The 24,980-nt window shown below is 43.1% G+C and carries 17 protein-coding genes and 1 pseudogene; 7 read left to right on the top strand and 11 right to left on the bottom strand.

All coding sequences use genetic code 11. The features are described from left to right. Nucleotides 1–68 precede the first annotated feature (68 nt). A complete protein-coding gene (locus tag MAS10914_RS0108260) occupies nt 69–3,029 on the top strand; it encodes a hybrid sensor histidine kinase/response regulator (RefSeq protein ID WP_017315450.1) in 2,961 nt (986 codons plus the stop codon). Then, nucleotides 3,029–3,484, top strand: a complete 456-nt coding sequence (locus tag MAS10914_RS0108255; protein ID WP_017315449.1) for a chemotaxis protein CheW — start codon at nt 3,029–3,031, stop codon at nt 3,482–3,484. Before MAS10914_RS0108260 ends, MAS10914_RS0108255 begins: the two co-directional genes overlap by 1 nt. Before the next feature lie 134 nt (nt 3,485–3,618). Here the strand turns inward: MAS10914_RS0108255 and MAS10914_RS0108250 are convergent, their stop codons facing one another. Next, nucleotides 3,619–3,864 carry a peptidoglycan-binding domain-containing protein gene (locus MAS10914_RS0108250; RefSeq protein WP_017315448.1) on the bottom strand — a complete coding sequence of 82 codons (246 nt, stop codon included), beginning with the start codon at nt 3,862–3,864 and terminating at the stop codon, nt 3,619–3,621. 193 nt (nt 3,865–4,057) lie between these two features. Continuing rightward, nucleotides 4,058–5,422: a cytochrome P450 gene (locus tag MAS10914_RS0108245; protein WP_017315447.1), complete on the bottom strand. Its 1,365-nt coding sequence runs from the start codon at nt 5,420–5,422 to the stop codon at nt 4,058–4,060. Nucleotides 5,423–6,371: 949 nt separating this feature from the next. On the opposite strand from MAS10914_RS0108245, the gene MAS10914_RS29825 reads away from it, so the two are divergent. After that, on the top strand, nt 6,372–6,899 hold the full coding sequence (locus MAS10914_RS29825; RefSeq protein ID WP_017315446.1) for a MarR family winged helix-turn-helix transcriptional regulator: 528 nt from the start codon (nt 6,372–6,374) through the stop codon (nt 6,897–6,899). Nucleotides 6,900–7,186: 287 nt separating this feature from the next. Here MAS10914_RS29825 and rpsU read toward each other — a convergent pair whose 3' ends face one another. The 8 genes and pseudogenes from rpsU to MAS10914_RS0108200 form a co-directional block, all read right to left on the bottom strand. After that, complete coding sequence (gene rpsU / locus MAS10914_RS0108235) at nt 7,187–7,378, bottom strand: 30S ribosomal protein S21 (protein ID WP_017315445.1); 192 nt, start codon at nt 7,376–7,378, stop codon at nt 7,187–7,189. A gap of 162 nt (nt 7,379–7,540) precedes the next feature. Further along, the gene (locus MAS10914_RS0108230; protein ID WP_017315444.1) at nt 7,541–7,849 is read right to left on the bottom strand and encodes an RNA recognition motif domain-containing protein; all 309 of its coding nucleotides are present in this window, start codon (nt 7,847–7,849) and stop codon (nt 7,541–7,543) included. 333 nt (nt 7,850–8,182) lie between these two features. Then, nucleotides 8,183–8,644 carry an ArsC/Spx/MgsR family protein gene (locus MAS10914_RS0108225; RefSeq protein WP_017315443.1) on the bottom strand — a complete coding sequence of 154 codons (462 nt, stop codon included), beginning with the start codon at nt 8,642–8,644 and terminating at the stop codon, nt 8,183–8,185. A 137-nt stretch (nt 8,645–8,781) separates the two neighbouring features. After that, complete coding sequence (locus MAS10914_RS0108220; protein WP_017315442.1) at nt 8,782–9,393, bottom strand: cysteine dioxygenase family protein; 612 nt, start codon at nt 9,391–9,393, stop codon at nt 8,782–8,784. Nucleotides 9,394–9,435: 42 nt separating this feature from the next. Further along, a pseudogene (locus tag MAS10914_RS31510) lies at nt 9,436–9,917 on the bottom strand (hypothetical protein). Nucleotides 9,918–9,978: 61 nt separating this feature from the next. Beyond that, nucleotides 9,979–10,572 carry a cytochrome c oxidase subunit 3 gene (locus tag MAS10914_RS0108210; protein ID WP_026082414.1) on the bottom strand — a complete coding sequence of 198 codons (594 nt, stop codon included), beginning with the start codon at nt 10,570–10,572 and terminating at the stop codon, nt 9,979–9,981. Between the two features lie 132 nt (nt 10,573–10,704). Beyond that, nucleotides 10,705–12,399: a cytochrome c oxidase subunit I gene (ctaD, locus tag MAS10914_RS0108205; protein WP_017315440.1), complete on the bottom strand. Its 1,695-nt coding sequence runs from the start codon at nt 12,397–12,399 to the stop codon at nt 10,705–10,707. Nucleotides 12,400–12,557: 158 nt separating this feature from the next. Beyond that, the gene (locus MAS10914_RS0108200; protein ID WP_017315439.1) at nt 12,558–13,565 is read right to left on the bottom strand and encodes a cytochrome c oxidase subunit II; all 1,008 of its coding nucleotides are present in this window, start codon (nt 13,563–13,565) and stop codon (nt 12,558–12,560) included. Nucleotides 13,566–13,770: 205 nt separating this feature from the next. On the opposite strand from MAS10914_RS0108200, the gene MAS10914_RS35430 reads away from it, so the two are divergent. Then, on the top strand, nt 13,771–13,914 hold the full coding sequence (locus MAS10914_RS35430) for a hypothetical protein (protein ID WP_232224130.1): 144 nt from the start codon (nt 13,771–13,773) through the stop codon (nt 13,912–13,914). 541 nt (nt 13,915–14,455) lie between these two features. Here the strand turns inward: MAS10914_RS35430 and fdxB are convergent. Next, nucleotides 14,456–14,749, bottom strand: coding sequence for a ferredoxin III, nif-specific (gene fdxB / locus MAS10914_RS0108195; protein WP_017315438.1), 294 nt, complete (start codon nt 14,747–14,749; stop codon nt 14,456–14,458). A 971-nt stretch (nt 14,750–15,720) separates the two neighbouring features. Here fdxB and MAS10914_RS0108190 point away from each other — a divergent pair. From MAS10914_RS0108190 to MAS10914_RS29815, 3 genes are all read left to right on the top strand, one after another. Further along, the gene (locus tag MAS10914_RS0108190) at nt 15,721–17,310 is read left to right on the top strand and encodes a helix-turn-helix domain-containing protein (protein ID WP_017315437.1); all 1,590 of its coding nucleotides are present in this window, start codon (nt 15,721–15,723) and stop codon (nt 17,308–17,310) included. Between the two features lie 165 nt (nt 17,311–17,475). Next, on the top strand, nt 17,476–18,780 hold the full coding sequence (locus MAS10914_RS0108185; RefSeq protein WP_026082413.1) for a P-loop NTPase fold protein: 1,305 nt from the start codon (nt 17,476–17,478) through the stop codon (nt 18,778–18,780). Nucleotides 18,781–18,814: 34 nt separating this feature from the next. Further along, on the top strand, nt 18,815–24,955 hold the full coding sequence (locus tag MAS10914_RS29815) for a WD40 domain-containing protein (RefSeq protein ID WP_017315435.1): 6,141 nt from the start codon (nt 18,815–18,817) through the stop codon (nt 24,953–24,955). Nucleotides 24,956–24,980 lie beyond the last annotated feature (25 nt).

The raw sequence follows: 24,980 nt of genomic DNA, 5'->3' as shown, positions 1-24,980 counted from the left end.
AGGGATGCCAATTATTAACCACTAACTACTATCTACTAACTACTAACAGCCCATTTCCCTATTCCCCCATGAGCATAGATCCAACCATTCACGAGCAAATTTACCGCTACTTTCTCCAAGAAGCGCCGGAACTGTTGCAAGTTATAGAACAAGAATTGTTCAATCTTCGAGAAGACTTTAGTGTCAATAAAGTTTATACATTGATGCGTGCTACTCATACCCTTAAAGGAGCAGCAGCCAGCATAGGTTTGGAAACGATTAAAACCCTAGCTCACTCGTTGGAGGATATTTTTAGAGCAATTTGCCGACCCGACTTGTCCATTGATGCAGAAGTTGAAGGCTTACTCTTTGAGGGTTATGAGTGTTTGCGTTTAGCCTTAACTGCTCAATTGATGGGGGAGACGGTCAATGACTTTGAGGTGCTTGACCGCACCGCTGGTATTTTTGCCCAACTGCAAGAGAAGTTAGGAAACTGTTTTGGTCAAGAAACTCACATTCCCAGTTCACAAGAATTGGGCTTTGATTTAACACAGTCCATCTTTGAAGTAGGAGTCACCCAACGGTTAGACCAGCTAGCTACAGCCATAGCCACTGGCAATCCTGAAGAGGTTGCTACTCTGCTTAGGACTAAGGCAGAGGTTTTTCTCGGTTTAGCTGAATCTTTGAATTTACCGGGATTTGGAGCTATAGCTCAAGCGGTGCTTGCTACCTTGGACAACTCTCCTGAGCAAGCGTTGGTTATTGCCCGTGTTGCTTTGGCAAATTTCCAAGAAGCACGAACAGCCGTGCTAAATGGCGATAGAAGTGAAGGCGGTCAACCATCCTCAGCATTACAACAACTTAGCGGACTACACAACAATTCATTTCAACAGCCTCAAGATGTAACAGTTGATGCTCAACAGTCGGTCACTCAAATCACACTTGACACTGAATTGCAGACCCCTAAAGGTCAAATGACCGATGAACCAGAGTCTCTGCCCCCACCTTCCCAACCTCCCATCACCTCAACTCGCTCTGTCCGGGTTAATGTTGAGCATTTAGAACAACTGAATTACTTCATTGGAGAATTGCTCACAAACCAAAATCGTGAATCACTGCAAAACGAACAACTGTGGGTGAACGTTCGAGTACTCCTCACAAAACTACAGCAGCATCAGCAGTTGCTTAACCAACTACAGGATTTGTCCACTCGCCAGTTCAGTGTCCCACAACAACGACTGTTGGTGCGTGATGAGCAAGATAATGGACGTTTCGATTCTCTAGAACTAACAAGCTACAGCGAATTCCACAATCTCACTCAGTTGCTTTTGGAAGATTCCGTGCAATTAGGAGAAGCTACCGACGCGATTGAAATGTTTGCTCGTCAGTCTCAGGAGACTTTGGAAAAACAACGTCGGTTGTTGACTCATACCCGTGACTCCTTAATGGAAGCCCGGATGTTGCCCTTGGGACAATTGTTTGGACGTTTCCCCCGCCTTCTGCGTCAGTTAGAAGTTATGCATAAAAAGGAGGTAACACTAAATTGCCGTGGAAGTGATGCCCTAGTAGATAAAGCAGTGGTTGAAAAGCTGTATGATCCTGTGCTGCATCTACTTCGCAATGCCTTTGACCACGGGATTGAATCGCCTACAATCCGGCAAAACCAGGGTAAGCAGCCAGAGAAAGGTCAGATTGAAATCTGCGCTTACCATCAAGGCAGATACTTGGTGGTTGAAGTTCGCGATGATGGTCAAGGATTAGATTTTGAAAAGATTCGCGCCAAGGCGGTAGAACGTCAACTTGTTTCGCCGGAACAGGCTAGCACTCTTAATGAAGCCCAACTGACAGATTTTATTTTTGAACCAGGCTTTTCTACAGCTTCTAGTGTCAATGACCTCTCTGGGCGAGGCATTGGTCTTGATGTGGTTCGCACTCATTTGCAAGCCATCCGAGGTTCAGTTGCAGTTGATTCTCGACCCAATCAGGGTACAACATTCAAACTCCAAATTCCCCTGAGTTTAACGATCGCCAACTTGCTGCTGTGTCAAGCTGGAGACCAAACCTATGCCTTGTTTGCTAATTCTATCGAGGAAATTCTTATTCCTACACCTGACCAAATTCGGTCTTGGGAAGGAGGCAAAGTCCTCCGGCGGGGTAAGGGTGCTTCTGTGAAACTTATTCCTCTTTACCAACTCACGAAACTCCTGAATTATTTTTCATCCATTACTCAAGGGGCTATCTTCCCATCTAAGCAATCCTCTGTTTCTAAAGAACAGGGGATGCCGGTGATTCTCATTCGTTATCAAGAGAAACTTCTTGGTCTGGAAGTAGACCAGTTGCTAGGGGACCAGGAATTGGTTATCCGTCCTTTAGGTCAAATGATTGTAGCGCCCCGCTACATCTACGGCAGCAGTATTCTGCCTGATGGTCGGCTGACGTTGGTACTTGATGCTTCAGCATTGATGGAATGTTTGTCTCAACAGCAAACCGATAATGATGGAGATTGGGCCAAGCCCAGCGCCCTAAAGGGCGCTCGCCCTTTAGTTAGTTCAACACCCCTTATCCTTAAATCCACCCTAGAGCAACCGCGATTACTAGCCCAGGCTCGTGCTGCCTTACCGGAATCACCAAATCCTGACTCTAGGGAAAGACAAAAGCTCAGTATTCTCTTGGTGGATGATTCAATTACAACACGTCAAACATTGGCTTTTACCTTACAGAAGGCTGGGTATCAGGTACTTCAAGCAAGGGATGGTTACGAGGCGTTTGAACAACTTCGATACCATACAGACATCAAGTTAGTGTTCTGTGATATCGAAATGCCACGTATGAATGGGTTTGAGTTTCTGAAAAACCGTCAGCAAGACCCTGCTTTGGTAGATATTCCTGTCGTGATGCTAACTTCCCGCAGTAGCGAAAAGCACCGTTTGCTCGCTTTGCAGTTGGGAGCCAACGCTTATATTACCAAGCCTTATTTAGAGCATATGCTGTTGGCGACACTAGCAGATGTCCTTGAGAAAAATACTGGAGTAGCTACTGGGAGAGAGTAATGCACGACGAGTTACACTTAGACATGTTTATTGTTTTTAAAATTGCAGATTATCTCCTAGCGCTCCCGATTAGCAATGTGCTGAAGGTCGTGAATTTTTCAGCTGCAAATAGCAAAAGATTAACAACAATCGGGCTAGTCCAGCTAGGCAAGTACATGATTAAAGTTTTGGATTTGCATCAACAGTTAGACTTAGGTGGTTTACCTCACGAATGTGATAACCCATCTTTTATAGTGGTTGCACACGATTCACAAGGGGAACTCTATGGTATTTCGGTGAATGAACCACCCGATATCGTGGAATTACCGCCAGAAACGATTCGGTCTTTACCAAAGTCTAGCAGTCATGGCAAACCTATTATTGAGATGGTCAGCCATGTTGCTGTCTTATCTCAGGAAGATGTTACAAAAACAATCTTTTTGCTGGATTTGAAGCGTATTGCGGAACCTGTTTGACTGAATGGACAGAGTATAGGGCGTGAGGACGTAAAGCCTTGCGCCCTTAAATCTACACCCTTTTCAAAAAGAAAAATCTCCACCACTCTGGTAAGGATAGAGAAGGTGAGATAATTCCACTTAATAAACGCCGATTATTGTCTATTAGTTAACGCCTCCCAAGTTTGATAAGCCACAACTCCTGGAGGATCATTGACAAAATCACGAGAATTTTGGAAATCTTTAACAGCATTCTCTGTGTTCTGACCAAAAATCCCGTCAACTGCAATTGAGTAGCCATGAAAGTTGTCTAAAAGCAGTTGTAAAATCTTGACAGCATCCCCTTGCGTACCTCTACTCAATCTGGGCATATTAACAGTACCTAGAGCTTGTCCTGACATAAGGTTTAATTCCTTCCATAGAAAAAGAAGATCGCATCAAAGCGTCCTTCTTAGTCTTAATAGGTATCAGTAAAATTAACTTATGTATTGTAATTAAACTTTAGACGGTTGAACTATCACCATAGCGCTCTATTGCAAAACCTTCTTTTAGATGAACGTGGTTAAAGTGTGTACACAGAGCCTGAGAGTAGTCCTACCGCTTGGTCAGCAACATTTTCAAACCTGAATTGGGTCGTAGTGTCAAGCCAGGCAAGGGCTTTACTCGATGACTAGGAGGTAATAACGTCAGCCGAAACTTTTGGGCAATTGTTGCGAGAACCAAAACGGCTTGCATCATAGCAAAATATTTGCCGATACAGCCTCGCGCTCCCCCTCCAAAAGGGAAATAGGCGAATTTAGGCAAACGTTTAACTAAGTCGTTTGCCCAGCGCTCCGGTGTGAATATCTCTGGCTCCTCAAAAAAGCGGTGGTCACGGTGTATCATCCACGGGCATAAAAGTACGCTACCACCAGCAGGCAATGGATACCCAGCAATTTCACACTCGGACACAACTGTTCGACTTAAAAACCAGGTTGGCGGATATAACCGCAAGGACTCCATGACCACCATCTCTGCGTAACGCAACTGGGGCAAATCAGCAGGAGTTGGCTTCCTGTTACCTAATGATGTCTGCAATTCTGCTGTTAACTTCGCCTCTACTTCGGGATGCTGCGACAGCAGGTACCATGTCCACGACAGCGCTATTGATACAGTTTCACTACCAGCTACCAACAGAGTCATGACCTCATCTCGCAGCTCTTTGTCAGTCATGCAGATGCCGTTAGCATCCTGAATATATAGGAACATTGAGAGTAGGTCTTCCCTGTCCCCTCCTGTGATTCGTCGCCGCTGAATTATACTGTAAACAATGGCATCCAGCCGCTGAAGCGCTTTATGAAAGTGCAGTTTAGTAGGGGTCGGGAACCAAGACAAGGGAGAGAAAAACAGGCTATCGGCTCGGTCAAAACACTTGATACTTACCTCAATGGCAGTTTCCACATCATCTTCCTTGTTCGGCATATTACCTTGAAACAGGATTTTTGTTATGGTTTCTAGAGCCAAGCGCTTCATATCCTGGTAAATATACCGAGTTTGTCCATCTTGCCATGTTGTCAGCAGGTGGGTAGTGTATGCAACCATCAGTTCTCCATAATTAGCAAACCGCTGACGGTGGAAGCTAGGTTGAATCAGTTGTCGCTGGCGATGCCAAAAGTTTCCTTCACTCGTAACTAGTCCATTGCCCACAATAAGACGGAATATATTTCCAAAGTCAGGTTTGGCAAATTTGTTGCTCTTCTTAACTAAGACCTCCTCAATGTAGTCAGGATGGTTTAAGATATAAACAAAATCTTTGAAAAGTTGCACCCTAATAATATCCCCGTAGTTGCGATTACACCTATTTAAAAAGCCCAACGGGTCGCGGTAAAGTTCAGGAAGATTGCCGAGTATCGGATACCCTTTTGGTCCTGGTGGATAGCGCACAGAAGAAGATATGGGTGTCTGTGATACAAAGCTCATAAGCTATATTCCTTTTTGGTGTTTCAGCGTAGTAGTCACATCCGGCTTGCCTTGTGCTACTAGGTCAATTGCTGGAACCAAGCCATAATCACAATCAGGACTAGGGATATACACTGCTCTGTCTTGTCACCTGTCGAGCATCTTTGAGCAGTGCTTCCACACTCGCTGTTGTGTCAGTAAGCCGACATATTCGATAGCGGACGATAGAGAGATTTTCCGATTGCTTACAGCCGTTTGCATTTAAATAGACCACATTGCAATGAAAGTGCATGCTACGTCTGGACAGGGATTTCAATTTTGGTTATGTGGTTCATTTATTTGAAAACCGCTGTAAGCAGTCAGTTGAATTGCTCTGTGTTCCCCAATGGAGTACCTGATTTCCAAAACCCATACAAAAAGTAAGTACTTCTCTTGAGATAGGGATTTAGAAATGTCATTCCCGAAGCTAGTGGGGAGCAGTGATTAGGAAAATTCCCCCTTCTGGAATCCTTAAAGCATTAATGGTAAGATACAACACCTAATAATGATTCTGGATAGCGTGTTACATCCTTTTAAAAGTTCTTAAAAGCATTGTTATCAGAACTTTATTGCAGAGTAGATACAGATATTCACAGCTTTTAGACACTTAAAGTAGACAAAAGAGCAAAGTACCAACTCCAGAAAAATATCCGTAACTTTGCAGTGAGAATTGGTAGTTGAGAACAGACTCCTAGCACTCTCTCTAGCTGCTTCCACATACCGAATACCAACAAAAAATCGAACACTTTATCAGTAGGAAATTCCACTATCTTCGATTCTTCGTGGCGTAAGGGTTCAGCTAATCTTTTTCAATGAAACGATAAGTTGCTTAACGTCTGAACAATATGCATATGATAATATTATCCTAATGTAACCTGACTAATTTCTAATAGTAAAGCAACCTGACTATTGAGTCAAGAGGAAGGTTTTTGTGCTTGATGTGCCACCTGCTATTTCTGCGGAGCAATTTGAACATTGGCGAAAAGCCAATTTTCCGCAGTTACTTCTGCGGGCTACCCGATCACTCAACGCTCGCATCACCACCGAGATGCACAAGCGCGGACATGGGCAGTTGCGTAGTTCTCACTCTGCCTTACTCGCCAATTTGGACATAGAAGGAACTTGCCTTACAGAGTTAGCTGAACAGGCAGGTATGACCAAGCAGGCTATGGGAGAGTTGTTGATGGACTTAGAAGATAAAGGGTATGTCGAACGCCGATCAGATCCCATAGACCGAAGAGCAAAGCGTATCTACTTTACTGAGATTGGCCGTCGGGGACTACTGGATGCTTGGACGATTCTGCAAGAAGTGGAGGCAGAGTTTCGGGCTGTACTCGGAACGCAAGGTTTCCAATTGCTACGTACAGCGCTGATCATGACTCTGGAGCAAACTCATTTGCAAAAGCAGTTGGATTCAGGTTTCAAAGAGAAAGAACCAGGTTCAAAGGCTTGTCCGTAGTTTTGAATAAATACTTGGAGATTTAAACCAGGTAGGTGATAATTCGGTATATGGCAAACTTGTTTCATTCCAGAAGTCTTTTGGCTCTACCTGTTTAACTGCTAAAAACCCTCTCTTCTTCGTGTAAGCGCTAGAAGGGAGGGTAGAGTTATTTTGATGATAGGCAATTCTCATAACATAGACCTGGTGGTCTGCCAAGGAAACTTTGCTGGGTTAAGTAGGGTATAGTCGCTTGAGCTTGATCCGTGCATCCGTTGTGGGAGATAGCCATTACATAATTGTCCTCACTAACGGAAACGTCTCTTATACCGCTGCTGTCTGTGTCTAGCAACTGCTTTACGCTTGTGTTTCTCCAGAGGCGTTTCAAAGTGACGATGTTTCTTCATATCTGGAAAAATTCCCGCCTTGGAAACTTCTCGCTTAAATCGACGTAAGGCTGACTCAATTCCTTCATTTTCGCCCACAATTATTTGGGTCATTCTCTATTCCTACTAAATTGACTTAATTAGTGGTTGGATATAAACAATCAAGTAAAACACGAGCAAAAAAGGGCAGACTCGTTATCTGCCCAAAATACCCGAGAGTTAAATTCTTTCTTTAGGATGAAACATTGGAGAAGGAACCTAGTCTCATCTCAAAGCTTAGTAGCGTCGAGAGAATCCTCCACTATTGTTTCCCCGTCTACCACCACCAAACGAACCTCTGTCTTCGCGGGGTTTAGCCTTATTAACCTTCAAATTACGACCCATCCACTCAGCACCGTCAAGAGCCTCAATCGCTGCTGCTTCTTCTGCATCTGTTCCCATTTCTACAAATGCGAAACCTCGCACACGACCTGTTTCTCGGTCTGTAGGCAATTGAACACTCTTAACAGTTCCATATTCGACAAAAACCTGTTTGAGGTCATCTTGCTCGACCTCGTAGGATAGATTACCAACATAAATTGACATAAAACATCTCCAGAATCAGATGGTGTAGAGAGTTAGATTCGGAGAAACGCTTGTAAAGAGTTAACAACAAACTTCATAACCGAATATAATCCTTGATACTAAGAATAACATAAATCTAAACGTGATGTTGTCAAGGTTTGGGAAAATTCCAAAAACTGCTTAAATTGAGTAATTGCGGCTTTGACGGTTGTTTAGCACAGCACTAGTGCTTTGTCAAGCTAGATTTGATGGGTTTGTAGTTGGCGCTAAGCGCGTTCGCCGTCAGGCGTGCCGCAGGCTAGACAGCGCCAACTACAAACTACACTTACCCGCCATTTTTGGATTGACAGTCTACTAGTGCTTGCACGAACCTGGCTCATGGTTGTGTTCATGCTTGTGGGAACAGGTTTGCAGATCCTGGTTCATCAGCTTTTCACTAATTTCCTTAAGAGTTGCATCCTTAGGCTTTAAGCCAATCCAAGCATCTATAAGTTCGACATCGAAACCCACCTCACGGCGATCGCCCACTTGAATCAAAGGACGGCGAATTAACAGTGGATCTCTTAGCATGAGCACCAAGGCGGTTTCAGTATCTATTTGTTCAGGAACTATCTCTCCAGATTTTATCTTTGGAGCGGTACGATTAAACCATTCAGACACAGGGCGATCGCCAAAAAATGAGCGCAAACGTTCAATAGTCCAAGGTTCAGTAAGCAGATTGTAAGCTACCACCTCATGACCTGCGGCTGTTAGTAGAGTTTTTTGCTTAGTACCACCTTTACAGCCAGGTTTTTCATAGAAAATTACTCTTGCCATTTAAGTTTCTCCGTTATTAGTTATTGTAGAGACGCGCCATGGCGCGTCTCTACATCTTTGTCTCCTCCTCATCCCCCTCATCCCCCTCATCCCCCTCATCTCCCTCATCCCCCCTCTACCCCTGCCATTTCTAGTAGTTAAAAATTCCTAGCCAAATGGCTAACGGTGTCAAACTCCAAACGCTCTTGCATACGAGTTTCGCCATAAATATTAAAAGTCACAGTTGGTTGATCACCGACTGCTTCCACGCTATGAATTGCATTGGGAGCCAAGCTAATAATATCCCCTGGAAATAACGTTAACTCTCCCGTCCGTTCAATTTTGTCCTTAAATTCTGAATTGGGTGTACGCTGCCAAAATGTATTTTTCTCCTCTCCTTTTAACACGGCTACAACACCCCAAGTCCCGTGGTTGTGAATTGTCGATGGGGTTCCTGGTGCAAATGTTACGGTTTGCACGGTAAATGGAAAACCTAACTCATCATAAAGAAGGACAACTGAGATTCCTGTTTTAGAACAAGGCTCTAAATATCGACTTTGTACCCAGTAGGAGTTAACAATCAACCGCCTGACTAGCATCCGAATTTCTGGAAGATGGCTGCTTTCATCTTCAGCATCTTTGAGAACATCTTCCACTTCAGTCAGAAATCGATAGAAGCGATAATTATCTCTCAGTAAATCCCATGCTCTTACAGATTGACAGACTTGATACTGTCCGTCTTCAGTGACAAGCCAATCCCTTCCTTTCATAAGCGTTCAACCATACAATTAATGATAAATTGAATATAGAATTCATTCTTCTTCACTGGGTCGTGTCAGAATGTCATATAAAATTGCTGCTCCAAACTGATTTTTATCATCAATTTCCTTCACTTGAGCACTTATTTGTTTAGCTTTGTCTATTTCTCCCAGCTTTGCCAAGACCAATCCAGAAGCAGCATAAGCATTTAGATAAAGTCTTATTGTTGGCTCATCTTTGCGGCTCATCAATATTGGCTTAAGTTGCTCCCAACTATCTGGAAATAGCTCTGATAATTTAATTCTATCTATAACTTTAACTGCTGTTTGCAAAGCCATTGAATAATTATTTTTATAGAAAAAAATCTATAAGCTGCTACCAAAATGTCTGTCGAATCTTCAGTTTTGGCTAAAGCTTGGTTAATATACTTTTCTGATTCTGAAGTATTGTCCCAATTTGCTGCCGCCAATATCAACAACTGTTTGATATCGTCTGGAACCTGAAACCATGAAAATCTTTCTGCATCGACTTGCATAGCAATCTCCTTAAAGGAATGGGGAATAGATTTTACTAATTTTCTATTCCCGATTCTCGATTTAAAACTTGGTGAGAACGTACAGCAGGGTGAAGAGAATAATCCAGATGATGTCTACAAAGTGCCAGTAAATTTCTGCCATTTCAATGCCAGTGTGTTTGGTGGCAGAATAATGACCAGGACGACGGGAACGCCATAACACACCCAAAATCAACAACAGCCCCACAAAAACGTGCAAACCGTGGAACCCTGTCATTAAGTAAAAGCAGTTGGAAAAGACGTTGGTAGTCAGACCGTATCCCAAAGTCATGTACTCAACCACCTGACCAAGCAAGAAAATTGCGCCCATGATTGCGGTGATTTTGTACCACTTCCGCATTCCTTGGACATCATTCTTTTTAATTGCTGTATCGCCGAAGTGAATAACGAAACTACTGGAAACCAGAATGATCGTGTTAATTGTAGGCAACAATAACTCTACTTCGGTTCCTTCTGGAGGCCAAACTTCAGCACTGCCTCGGAAGAACAAGTAAGTGGCAAAAAATCCGCCGAACATCAGAGATTCGGAAATCAGGAACACTAACAGCCCCAAGACTCGCAAATCTGGATGATGTTCTTCGTGATGAACTGGACTCGTGGTTGTCGCTATAGCCATATTGTTTATGCTTTTGATTGTTTTGTGGGACGGGCGTCGCACTGCGTGTTGCACTCCGTCGCCCGTCTTGATCAAGGGCGGGCAGGATGCCCACCCCACAAGAACGGGAGCTGTGGGCATTAACTTTCCTGACTAAGCACCTACCTCAGTTGCAGCAGATGGGGGTATTTCAGCACTATGAGCATTCAAACCGTAGTCGTAGGGACCGTGAGTGACAACGGGCAATTCTTCCCAGTTTTCAACCAGAGGTGGCGAGCTGGTTGTCCATTCTAAGGTCAAAGCATTCCAAGGATTATCACTTGCCTTGCGTCCAGCAATCCAACTCCAAAGGATGTTGATGGTGAAGGGAATCACGGACGCACCTAAGATAAATGCACCAATGGTACAAATCTCATTGAGGGTGACAAACTGCGGGTCATACATTGCAACTCGTCGAGGCATTCCTTGCAAACCCAACTCGTGCATGGGTAGGAAGGTCAGATTCGTGCCGATGAAAGTGAGGATAAAGTGAACCCGACCCCAGGTTTCCTTCAGCATCCGCCCCGTCATTTTGGGGAACCAGTGATAGATTCCGGCGTAGATGCCAAATACGGAACCGCCAAACAAGACGTAGTGGAAATGCCCCACCACATAGTAAGTGTCGTGGACGTGAACATCAAAGGGGGCTGTTCCCATTGTCACGCCGCTCAAACCACCCATGACAAACATCGACAACAAGCCAATGGCGAACAGCATGGCAGATGTGAAGCGTATTTTACCGCCCCAGAGGGTAGCAACCCAGCCGAAAATTTTCACGCCAGTGGGAACGGCAACGATCAGGGTGGAGATAGTGAAGAACATCCGCATCCAACCGGGTGTACCGCTGGTAAACATATGATGTACCCAGACGAACAAACCGACGACGCAGATTGCCAAACTAGAATAGGCGATCGCCTTATATCCAAAGATTGGCTTGCGCGCGTGAACCGGAATCACCTCGGACATGATGCCGAAGATAGGCAGAATCATCAGATAAACTGCCGGGTGGGAATAGAACCAGAACAAATGTTGGTAGATAACAACGTTACCGCCTGCATCTGGTTTAAAGAACGAGGTGCCAAAGTTGAGGTCAAACAACAGCAACACTAAGCCTGCCGCTAACACGGGTGTGGAGAGTAGTGCAAGCACGGAGGTTGCTAAGATTGCCCAACAGAACAAGGGCAATTGGTCCCATTTCATGCTGGGAACCTTCATCTTCCAGATGGTGACTACAAAGTTCACCGAACCCAAAATCGAGGAAGTTCCCACGAGGACAATGGCAAGTATCCACAGCGTTTGCGCGGTGTTAGCCGTCACCAAGCTTAACGGTGGGTAAGCCGTCCAACCAGATTGCGAACCACCGAAGAAGAAGCTAGCCCCTAGCAGCAATCCTGCGGGTGGGTTTAACCAAAAGGCGATCGCATTCAGCTTGGGGAAAGCCATATCTCTAGCGCCAATCATTAATGGCACTAGATAGTTACCAAATCCGCCAATTGCACTGGGTACGATCCACAAAAAAATCATGATCGTCCCGTGATTCGTCATGAAAGCGTTGTAGAGGTTTGGATCGAGCAAATCTGATTCTGGTGTCGCCAGTTCTGCACGTATGGCAACAGCCATGAGTCCGCCGATCAGATAAAATACAAACGCCGTCACCAGGTATTGGATGCCAATAACCTTGTGGTCAACATTAAACGTGAAGTAGTCGTACCATTTCCACGCCTGATGATGTTCTGCATGGGCAACCACCTGAGTACCAGATTGATTGTCTTCGGGTGGAGTGTTTCGTGGAAGTTCTACTTGGGTCATATTTTTGTCCTATGTTGGTTGTTAGTTGTTAGTTGATAGTTGATGGTTGTTGGTTGTTGGTTGTAGAGACGCGCCATGGCGCGTCTCTACATTTGTTAGTTGTTGGTTATTCATTACCACTAACCACTACCTACTAACCACTACCTACTAACCACTAACTACTTACTCATGACTAATGACTGGAGAGTTGCTGTGTTCACCCCCATCTCTTGGGCGTAGGGAGCAAGAAACTCTGATGTTGATAAGTCTGCTGGATTAACTGCAACAGCTTCTTTCAAATCTTGCTTTTGACCAACCCGGTTTTCAGAGAGCCAGCTTTCAAACTCTTGAGGCGTGTGGACAATGACTTGTGACCTCATTGAGCCGTGGTAGCCGCCGCACAGTTCAGCACAAACTACGGGATATGTGCCTGGTTTCGTAGCGACAAATCGTAGTTCGGTAGGTATTCCAGGAATCGCATCTTGCTTCAGCCGGAATTGTGGCACCCAGAACGAGTGAATCACATCCGTTGCAGAAAGGTTGAGTTGCACGTCAGCACCGACTGGAACGTGTAATTCTCCAGCATTCACTCCACTATCCGGGTAGTCGAACAGCCAAGCAAACTGCATCCCCGTGACGTTGACAAGCAAGTCGGCTTTTTTGCCTTCTTCTTTAGGAGTCGCGCCAATGCCGATTTTTGGAGCTGCTGCTGGTGTTGCTGTTTGTGACTCATCCGAGTCCGCATCACTCAAGGTAGCAGCAATGGCACTTCCTGGAATTTGAGCAACATGAGCTGGGGAATGAGGCATATGAGGATGACTCCCCGGCTCAAACCCTCCCATTCGGTTAAAAACATCAACACTGTAGATTCCCAAGCAGAGGACGATAATCGATGGGATAGCCGTCCAAAAAACTTCTAAGGGAAAGTTACCTTCAACATGCACGCCATCCGTGTCATCCCCACGACGGCGGCGGTACTTAACCAAAAAAATCACAATGGTTCCTTCTACCACCAAAAACAGAGCTGTGGCAATGGAGACCATAATGCTAAAAAACCCGTCTACCAAAGGCGCTTGTTGCGATGCTTGCACCGGTAATAGATTGTGGTTTTGTCCAACCCAAATGCTGACAATTGTAACTAATATCCCAGCCACTAGAGTCCATAGTGAAACAGGAATTTGTTGCATAAATACCTGCTTTGTGAAACGTCGTTAAAGGTATATTTTTCTGAGTTTTACCCCAGTACACCACATCCTGTACTCTTGATATATGCTCTAAGCAAGGAAAGAGAATAGTTGTGTCTCTTGCTCACACGGCTAATCGCTACTAGCATCCTTGGTCATGTGTTCTTTGTGATTTCTTCAGTTTTCATGACTAGTAACTAATGACCCTATGGCTGACGCCACGCCTGACGGCGTAAGTCCTGCGGACAGGCTGCGCCAACACGTAGTGTGTGCTCTGCGCTTACGGGTATCTCCTTCAAAGACGGTTGACGTATGCCGTCGGAACGCTTTACGCTTACGCCAGTTGCCGTGAGAGCGGGCTAACCCTCCTGCAGCGCTGCCTCACGAATGATGCAATTAGCGGTTGTGTTAACCAAGTTTATTTTCTATGTTTTTCCTAGAAATTGTGGGGGAATTTTAAGATGTTTTAATTCTTCTCTTCCCCATACAAATTAAAACTATCTCTCAACTCCTAGTACTTCACCACTGGAATTTTGAAGGGTGCGTAGTAAGCACTCTTCGTACTTACTACAAACTCCGCAAAGTTGATGTGGCGCACTACTAGTACAGGAGCCTTGCACTTCAAGATAAACTAGTTGCAGAGGAGGCCACTGTTAGTTCTAGCAATTGATTAGGCTACCTCAGCAGCAATTTTTAATTTGTTAATAGCTGACAATTTCAGATTTACGGATTTGTTTAGTGTGAACTTTTTGCGTTTAGTTCCTGTAACTTCAAAAATTCCCCTCTAGTTACCTTGCTACTCAAGTCAGAAGCTGCTCTGTGAATGTACAGCCGAATTCACAACTTCGTCAAACAGCGGCTTCTTTAAGCTACCTCTGAACCACCCTAAAACTCTAGTTATTTAATGCAGCATGAGTATAGCAGTTCTTGGAACAAATTCGGGCACAAGCCTCACAACCCACGCAGTTTTCTTTGTTAGCAATTGTCATGACTTTTTTTTCAATTTCATCATCATCCTCATCTTCCACAAATTCTCCTTCTTCGTTCATTGCTTTTAAGAGGAGCACATTATGCCCACATATTTTAAAGCATCTGCCACAACCGATACATTTGTCCTGGTCAATTGCCTCAACAAATTTAGGTGTCCAAGTTTTACCACCAAAAGTTAATCCTGTTATCGTTGCCATAATTTACCTTCTGCGATCGTTACACATCAGTTTGACTTTTACGCTCATCCTAACATAATCTCATTTTCCTTTTTTGGAATTTCTATTATGTTTTTGAATTCAATTAAAATTTCATGACTTCCTAAACAATCTTTGATGAATTGTTATTATTAAACTTTTAAATGCAACTTCTTACTAAGAGTAGATAAAAAATATTAGGTTAGGTAAATATTCTGGCAAAACCAGGTTGGTTAACTATTAACAATCAACTATGATTAATAGTTATTAATGAGCAGCAATAAGTAAAGATAATTAATATCCTTGGAAGGAGTAGTGAAATCTTTACAAGTTATGAGAGTTTTGTTTAAAAAAAATAATGAGCAATTAAATAATATGTAAATCTACAGAACTAAATATCCTTAACTTCTATTTATCAAAGTAGATAATATGTGCTAAGTAAGTAGGCGAGAAAAAATCAAACTATGTAAAGAAAAGTAAAGCTTGAAAACTGGCTCGTAGCAAGCGCTTACTACATACCTTTAATTATTTACGCCGACCTACTTATTTCGGCAAATTGTATAGTTTATAACTAAATGAGTATTTAAGAATTATTAATACTTTTAATAAAGTAATAAAAACATGAATAACTGTCCACGATTAACAGTTGAATAACTATTTGAATAGAATGCAAAATTTGAAAAGTTTAACTATTAAGAATAATACCTATAAAATTAGGTTTCGCTCATTAGGAACACATCAAGAGAAAGATTTATGAAATGTTAGAAAGTAAGAAATTTTAAAAATTAGGCTCGGGTGACAAGCCTTAAATAGCTTCCAATTGGATGCGCGCTCCGCATAAAGATGTTATTAAGCCGTACGATCAACATTTATTATTGCCGTCAAATAATGTGGTAGTGAGTCGTGAATCAAGAGGACACATCCACGGGAGACTTGAGCCAGACATCTCAACGATTAAAGTAGGAAAAAGCCTTATGCCTTATACAATTCCTAATAACAGTTGCGTTGGATGTGACAACTGCCGTCCCCAATGTCCTACTGGTGCAATCAAATTAGAGAACAACGAGTACTGGATCGACCCAAGTCTTTGTAACAACTGCGAAGGTTATTATCCCGAACCCCAATGTGTAGTCGTTTGTCCCACTGATTCTCCCATCCCTATGCAGGCGAAAAAGGGGAGATGTAAAGTTGATTCAAGAGATGCCACCAGCCCAGATTTATTTGCTAACGGTAAAAGCAATCCCTTTGCATCGGCAATTGTCATTTGGGAAGCTTGCAATGTCTTAGCACAGCGAACCTCCCTACCTTGGGAAATTGATGAATACGGAAAGGCGTGTTATCGCCGACAAGTTAACCAAGGGCGAGGGGCGATCGCATTTCACATCGCCAAACCAAGCAATGGAAGCAAACTTGCAACAGAATTAGGCGTTGTTGAGGAGCTTGATATCAGAGCAGCTTGTATGCATTTGATTTTCGCAGCTTATGCTACAGCTTTAGATCAGCCTTGGGAGCAGAGTTTTACCATTGACGATCGCCAAATCGAGAAATATTTGGGGCTGGAGAAACGCAAAGACCTAAGTAAACCCGCCAAGTTGGCTTTAATGAAAAACTTGGTGCAGCAAACTTGCTCGCTGATCACCTCTATTAATTGGCCCCAACAAGGTCGAATTAAAGGATTTTCAGTCCAAGGAAGCCGCTTGTGGCATTTGGTAGACATTCAGCATTACTTTCAAGAAGATGACCAAGGGTGCAAATATCTGGTTGGACTCACTTTTAAAGTGAGAGCAGGTCTATGGGCGCAGTATTTCTTAAATAAACAAGGATGTAAGGAACGAAATACATTTTATCAATATGGCAGTCTGCCTAAATCTCTATTAACGACAGTCATGAGTATTTGGCAGCAACACGAAGGAGCAGCGCGACTGATGCTGTGGTTGCTGTTTAAAACCAAAATGGGCAAAGAACAGCGCATTACAGTTCCCACCTTGCTGCGTGTTGCTTACGGTGAAGAGAAAGTTACCCTTGCTTGCAGACAAAGGGAAGACCGCAAGCGGCTGCTGCGAACCTTTGAAAACGACTTGGAAGTTCTTAATCATTATGGGATGAAACCAAGTTTCGACCCCGTGACGTACCCATCAGAGATTCAACCGTTGTGGGCGAAATTGGTCAATCTTCCCGAAGATCCAGACGATGCTTTAGAATTTTGGATAAAGGACGCTAGCGGAGACAGACGGCTGACAGATAGAGGTCCCCGTGGCAAGTGGAACATGCTGATGAATGCCCGGATTTTATCGTTTACAGTACCCCCCGAATGGGAGCAACAAAGCACTGAATCTGAAAAAAAGCAGCGAACGACAAAAAACAGAACAAAATCAAAAACCACAGCTGGATATTTGCTAGGGGAACAGATTTTGCAGGCAAGAACAAATCTTAATCTTTCCCAAAGAGAATTAGCAAAACTAGCAGGTAAAAGTCAAAGCTGGATTCGAGATTTGGAAAATGGTCGCTTAAAGGCAAAGTTAGAAGACCAAGTTGTGCTAAGGAAAGTATTGGGTATTGCTTAATTCGGCTTAATTCGCCAGCGTGTTTTTTTCCGCTTTCAATGAGTGATTAGCCCAAAAATCCCCTGCGTAGAAGAACGCAGGGGGAGTGCCAATTTAAAATTTTTTTAGAAACACGTAACAGGGCTGGTGTAGATAATAGGGATAAGCCTTGTTGCGTGGTAGTTTATGATGCTGGATTTGCAGAAGTTTTACCAAGCTTGCAACCCAAGTAAGACCTTGGTAGTGAGCAATCCCTTGGATAGGCAATATTATATTGATTTCGCCTCAGTGCGGGGTGGCAGGATAATTGAAGAATTAAGGGAAAACATTACATTTTTTTCTCCTAATGAGCCAACGTGCGAACTATTCACGGGACATATCGGCTGCGGTAAATCTACAGAACTGTTGCGGCTCAAAGCAGAATTAGAGGAACAAGGCTTTCATGTCGTTTATTTCGAGTCCAGTCAAGACTTGGAAATGGGCGATGTGGATATTTCTGATATTATGCTAGCGATCGCCCGCCGAGTTAGTGAAAGTCTTGAGCGCCAGGAAAACCTGCAACTCAACGAACCCAAAGGTTTGAAAAGTTTATTAGTGGGTATCGCTAAACTCTTTCAAGTAGAATTGGAAGTATCTGCAGAAGCATCGCTCGGTATTGCCAAGATTACAGCCAAGGCAAAAGACAGCCCAGAACTCCGCAATAAGTTAAGAGAATATCTCGGACCCCGAACCAAAGGAATTTTAGACTCAATTAACGAAGAACTGTTGCAACCAGCTGTTGAGAAACTCAAGCAACGGGGCAAAAAAGGACTGGTTGTTATTGTCGATAATCTTGACCGCGTGGAGAATTCTCAAAAACCCTGGGGACGCCCGCAACCAGAATATCTGTTTGTAGACAGGGGCGAACAGTTACGTCAACTTCAGTGTCATGTTGTTTACACTATGCCCCTGTCGTTAAGGTTCTCCAATGACATTGAAAGATTAACCCAGCGGTTTATGGTCAATCCCAAGGTACTGCCAATGGTACCTGTGTTGCAACGAAACGGTAGTGTTTCTCACGAAGGGATGTATCTACTTAAACAGATGGTACTAGCAAGAGCCTTTCCTCATATATCGGAAGAGTACCGTTTCGATTTCATTAAAGATGTTTTTGACAGTTCAGAAACTTTAGAGCGATTGTGTTGCTTCAGTGGCGGTCATGTCCGTGAGTTACTGATGTTACTTTATGATTGGATTAAAAAAGAACGTCGACTTCCCCTTTCACAGAACATCTTGGAAATTGTGGTGAAAGCACGTAGCAATCAAATGAAGTTAGCAATTACAAATAATGAGTGGGAGTTGCTGCGACAGGTGGCAAAAGATAAGAAGGTGCGGGGAGACGAAGATTATCGCAGTTTAGTTCACAGTCGGTTTGTGTATGAATATTGCGACCCTGAAGGATCTTGGTTTGATATAAACCCGATTTTGGCAGAAGCAGCATCTAACCGCTAGCTGATGAGAGTAGGGGAAGTAGGGGGAGAATTTAATGACTAATATTATGAATCAGCAGGGGCAAATCGAAAATATTGCAGCTTTTAACGAAAATTCTCTAAAAGAGTTAAATTGGGCGATTGAAAGTTCCAAAGGAGAATTTTCGCTGATTTTGGCACACTGTAATTCTGCAAGTTTGCGACGGCGACTGACACAAGAATTGCAAGCATCCTGTCGTATGGAAATCCGTGAAATAGTTCTGCAGCAGCCTGTTACAACTCTCTACACAACGATTCAAGCAGAACTGGGTAACGAGCATCCCGAAGCAATAATTGTTTCTGGCTTAGAGTCGGTGAAGGCGATTGATTCTATGTTGACGGGTGCAAACCAAGTTAGGGAAGAGTTTCGCAAAAATTTTCCCTTTCCTATAGTGTTTTGGGTAACAGATGAGGTGCTGCAAAAGCTGATTCGTTTAGCGCCTGACTTCCAAAGCTGGACAACAACAGTTGAGTTCGCCATCCCTACTGAAGATTTGATGCAATGTATTCAGCAAACGGCTGATGAAGTCTTTGCCAAAGTTTTAGAGGTAGGTGCAGGGAGATTTCTTGACAACACCGCCCTTAACCTGGGAATAGGTTCTCCACGACGTACAGAATTGGAGTTAGCACGGGTAGAACTACAAAATCGTGGTGTAACGTTACATCCAGAAATTGAAGCGAGTTTAGAGTTTGTCTTAGGTCGAGATGCTCGTGGTTCAATGGAGCAGTCTCGGCAACATTACGAGCGTAGTTTAGCTATTTTGCAGCAAGCTGCATATCAGAACAAGGGGACAGAGGAAAGAACATCTCCCCACTCTCCACTTCCAAACTTGCTAGAACGCCGAGCTTGTCTCCTCTACTGCATGGGTTTGTGGTGGCGTACTTATGCTGTATTAAATCATGTGGAGAGCGATCACGCTCGTGCTACGGCTAAAGATTATTTTCAGGAATGTATAACCGTATTTGACCAAGCTAACCGTGAGGATTTGGTAGCCAATTTTATCAACGGTTTAGGAGCAGTACTGCAACGAATGCATTGCTGGGACGAGTTAGAAGCCGTTGCTCGTAGAGCAATATCTCTGCATCAAACTTATCCGCATCCATTTAGATTAGCAAGAGCTTATGGTTTCCAGGCTGAAGTCGCACTTGCTAAATCGGCTTGGAAAGAAGCTCAAGAAGCAGCACAGCAAGCTCTGGAGATTTTGGACAGTGCAGCATCCACTGCAGAAAAATCTGTATCATCGGCAACAATTGCCGATTTGGAATGGGAGCAATCCTCTCACCGAGGCTGGTATTTATTTGCTTTAGCGAGGGCGCAGATTGCACTTGGCGACAAAAAAGAAGCGATCGCTACTTTAGAAACAGCCAAAGCACAAACCAAACCGCAGTACGACCCAGAGCTTTACATTCTGGTTTTGTGCGAGTTACGCGACTGTTACTTTCAACAAGCTGAATATCTTAAAGCATTTCATATTAAATTAGAACTGCGATCCAGCGAGCAAACTTATGGTATCCGTGCTTTTATCGGTGCGGGACGGTTGCAGCCAAAGCAACAGGTAACAAACCCCGCTTTAGTACTCGTAGAACAGCAAGAGACAGTCGCCCAAGAAATCGCTGCGACAGGAAGAGAGCAAGATATCAAGCGCTTAGTTGAGCGCGTAGCCCGCCCAGATCACAAGCTGACGATTATTTACGGACAGTCTGGTGTGGGCAAAAGTTCAATTTTACAAGCTGGCTTAATACCAGTGTTGAAAAATAGAGCAATTGGTACACGTGATGTTGTACCAGTTCTACAGCAAGTTTATCCTGATTGGATTCGGGAATTGAGCGATCGCTTGAGTGAGGCACTTCTACAAAGGCGAACTTCTGCTCAAAACTCTTCCCCACAAGACAAGCAAGCAGCAGATACAGTTAAATCCATCCTTAATCAATTACAAATAAACGCTGACAACGAACTGCTGACAGTTTTAATTTTCGACCAATTTGAAGAATTTTTCTTCGTTTACAAAGATCCAAAACAAAGACTAACTTTTTATAACTTTTTGCGCGAATGCCTAGATGTTCCCCATGCCAGAGTTATCCTGTCCTTGCGGGAAGATTACTTATATTATCTCTTAGAATGTAATGACCGCCTGACAAATTTAGAAGTTATTAACAATAATATTCTTGATAAAGATATTCTTTATTACTTAGGTAATTTCTCCAGAAAAGATGCAAAAGCATTAATTGAAAGCTTTACTCAAACAACCAAATTATTATTAGAACCTGCACTTATTGATGCATTGGTAGAAGATTTAGCTGGTGACTTTGGCGAAATCCGTCCAATTGAACTACAGGTCGTGGGGACGCAACTGCAAACAGAGAAAATTACAACCCTAGCACAATATCAAGAACATGGTCCAAAAGAAGAACTTGTAGGAAAATTTTTAGAAGAAGTCGTCAAAGATTGCGGCACGGAAAACAAGCAAATTGCCAAATTGGTCTTGTATTTGCTAACAGATGAAAACAACACTCGTCCCCTAAAAACTCGTGCTGATTTGGAATTGGAGCTAGAGGTAAAAGCTGAAACACTCGATTTAGTTTTACTAATTTTAGTGAAATCGGGGTTAGTGTTTAAAGTGCCAGCAGTTCCTGCTGACCGCTATCAACTCGTGCATGATTATTTGGTTCCGTTTGTTCGCCAGCAACAATCACAGCGCTTAATTGCGGAGTTAGAGAAGGAGAGAGAGCAACGCAAGTTGACTGAAGCGAAGCTAAATGAAGTTTTGAAACAACAACTTCTAGAGGCGCGTAGAGGATTAGTTTGGAAAGTCTCATTAGGAGTCATCGCTGGGGGATTGGCAATATTCTTGCCACTGGTGTTAATCAATCAGAACAACACCCAAATTGTCTCTATGATTACCAAATCTCAAGGACTTCTTAAGTCTAATCGAGATTTAGATGGGCTAGTAGAAGGGTTAAGGGCAGGAAAACGACTAAAGCAATGGTGGTCAATTGGCATCAACCCTGAAACTAGGATGCAAGTAGTGACTGCACTACAAGATGTTGTGTACACCATAAGAGAGCGCAATACTCTAGAAGGGGATAGGGACCAACAAAGACATAGAGATAGTATCACCCGTGTAAGTTTCAGCCATGACGGAAAAATGGTGGCTTCTGGCAGTGCTGATGGTACATTAATTATCTGGAATCAAGACGGGAGCAAAAAACTTCCAATTCTTCATGCACATGATAAGGAAATTACCAGTATAAGTTTCAGCCCAGATAGTCAGAAGGTACTTACTGGCAGTGCGGACAAAACTGTTAAACTTTGGAGTTTAGATGGCAAAGAAATTAGAACCTTTAAAGGGCATAACGAACGTATCACCAGCATTAGTTTTAGTCCTGATGGTCAGAAGGTAGTTTCTGGCTGTGACGACAGCACAATAAAACTCTGGGGTCTCAATGGCGAAATAATCAAAAGCTTCGAGAAACATCAAAAAAGCATCACCAGCCTCAGCTTCAGTCCTGATGGTAAGCAAATTGCTTCTGCTAGTACAGACGGTACCGTAAAGCTTTGGAGTTTAGACGGCAAAGAAATCACAATTTGGAATGATCGCAACGAATTATTTAGTAGCGTTAGTTTCAGTCCCGACGGTCAAACCATCGCTGCAACAGGTTTAAATGGATCATCCCTCAAACTCTGGGGACGTAATGGCTCTTTGTTAAAAACCATTCCTACTTCTTATTCGGGCGAGCAGACGAGTTTCAGCCGTGACAGTCAGAGTATTGCCTGGGCTGGTTTAGTAGAAAGATTCTCGGTGGAAGATCAGGAAAGTACTATAAGTGTAAAACTCTCTAGGATGGATACGGGAGACATAACCACCTTGAAACTCCCAGGACATAAGAATAGAGTCATCAGCTTTAGTTTCAGCCCAGATCTTCATATGCTTGCCTCTGGCAGTGAGGATAAAACAGTGAAACTCTGGAATCTGGAAAAGAGGAGGAATTTCAAAATCCTCAATGACAGACAGCAAATAACTAATGTAAGTTTAAGTCCAAATAATCAGATAGTTGCAACTGTCACCAAAGTTAATGAATATCAGGATGACAAGAAGGTACAAATTTGGCAGCGTGACGGCACTTTGGTGACAACCCTGCCCGGACATAATTCAGCAGTTACTTTAAGTCCCAATAGTCAGATGTTAGTTTCCGCTAGTCAAGAGAGCAAAGTGCAACTCTGGCGGCAGGATGGCACTTTTCTCAAAACTCTTCAGGGGGAGGTTATCCGGGGGAGTTTTAGCTCTGATGGGCAAACCATTGCTTTAGTAAAGAACGACAACAGCATAGAATTATGGACAAGAAATGGCAAGCAGATCTCAACTCTCAAAGGACATAAAGATAAAATCTCTCAGATCATTTTTAGCCTTAGTGGAGAGACTGTTGCTACAGTCAGTCAGGATGGAATTATCAAACTTTGGCGACGAAATGGAAGCTTGATAACCTCCTTGAAAGGCGATGGAAATGAGAACTATGGAAATCAATTCCTTGATATTGGTTTTAGTCCTAATGGAGAAATACTTGCTCTTACTGACAGTTATGGAAGTCAAACTATAAAATTTCTGCGGCGCGACGGTAAAGTCATAAAGACTGTTCAGTCTGAAAATGGTATGTCAGTCGATTTCAGCCCAGACCGTGAGCTATTAACGATTAGCAAAAATGATTTTGGTGATACAAAAAAAGTAGTAGAACTTTGGCGTATTGATGGCACTTTCATCACAAAGCTTCAATCTCAAGGCGAGAATTACTCCACTTATACAAGTTACTTAGAAAAGACTTATTTCACACCTGATAGCCAAACAATAGTCTCTTTCAACAAAGGTAGGGTACAATTTTGGAGACGTGATGGTTCTCCAATTTCAACGCTTGATAAAAACGTAAGAGCTTTTAGTTCTGATTTCCAAACTTTAGTCACTATTGAAGGGAATAACAAGATAAAACTCTGGAAGCCAGATGGTACCATAATCAGAACTATTAAAGTTAAAAGCGAAAAAGCATATTTGGGAGATAACTATAATTATGCTGATTTCAGCTTTAGCCCAGACGGTAAAACCTTAGCTATCCAAACAAATCAAGATACTGTAGAACTTTGGCGAACTGATGGTACTTTTCTCAAAATGTTCTCAAATCTTAGTGATCGAGAAATTGAGCGGTTCAGTCACTTTTCCAATTTACAACACATGAGTTTTAGCTCAGATAGTCAAACCCTCGCCATTCGTACAGGTGAAAATGAGGTGCAATTCTGGAGAATTGATGGAAAGAAAAGCCTAACATTATCGTTGCAAAAAACTCTCAAGGGACGAAACAATTGGATTAAAGATGTTAGTTATATTCCTAAAAGCCAGATAATAACAATTGTTGAGGGTGATGATACAGTAAAACTTTGGCAGTTGCCTCATGAACTAGATAGGAAAGCACACCTTTTAAAGACTTTTCAAGGACATGGCAATCAGGTAATGAGTTTAAGTGTCAGCCCCAATGGTCAGATGATTGCCTCAGCAAGTAAGGACAAGACAGTGAAACTTTGGCAGCGTGATGGCAAGCTGCTTAGAACTTTTACAGGACATACAGACAAGGTTAACAGCATTAGTTTTAGTCCAAATGGTCAGCTACTTGCTTCAGCCAGTGATGACAAAACTGTCAAAATCTGGGAACCTAATGGCACAGTAATTAATACTTTTAAGGAGCATGTAAATGGGGTCGTGAATGTGAGTTTTAGCCGCGATGGCAAGTTGATAGCTTCTGCCAGTAAAGATAGTACAGTGAAAATCTGGACTCTGGAAGGTAAAGAAGTCAAAAACTTAAACAATGAGGAGCCTGTCACAAGTGCGAGTTTTAGTCCTGATGCTCGGTGGATTGCTTTAGCTGGTGAGAAAACAGTGAAACTTTGGAGCATTGATGGGACTTCGCCGATAACTTTCGAGCGCTTTGGTAGCCAGGATGTAAGTTTTAGTCCTGATGGCAAGAGTATTGCTGCTGCAGGTAATAACGGAGTTTCTTTGTGGGATTTTGACCTCAATGAACTTCTTAAGCACGGTTGCGATGCAGCACGTGATTATCTCAAGAATAACCCCAAGGTTCAAAAGAGCGATCGCACTCTTTGCGACGATATTAAGTAAACTACCTTGAGTATACTTACAAACA

The sequence above is a fragment of the Mastigocladopsis repens PCC 10914 genome (assembly GCF_000315565.1).
GTDB classification, from domain to species: domain Bacteria; phylum Cyanobacteriota; class Cyanobacteriia; order Cyanobacteriales; family Nostocaceae; genus Mastigocladopsis; species Mastigocladopsis repens.
Note: the sequence above shows the minus strand (reverse complement) of the source record. Positions and strands in the feature narration are given on the sequence as shown.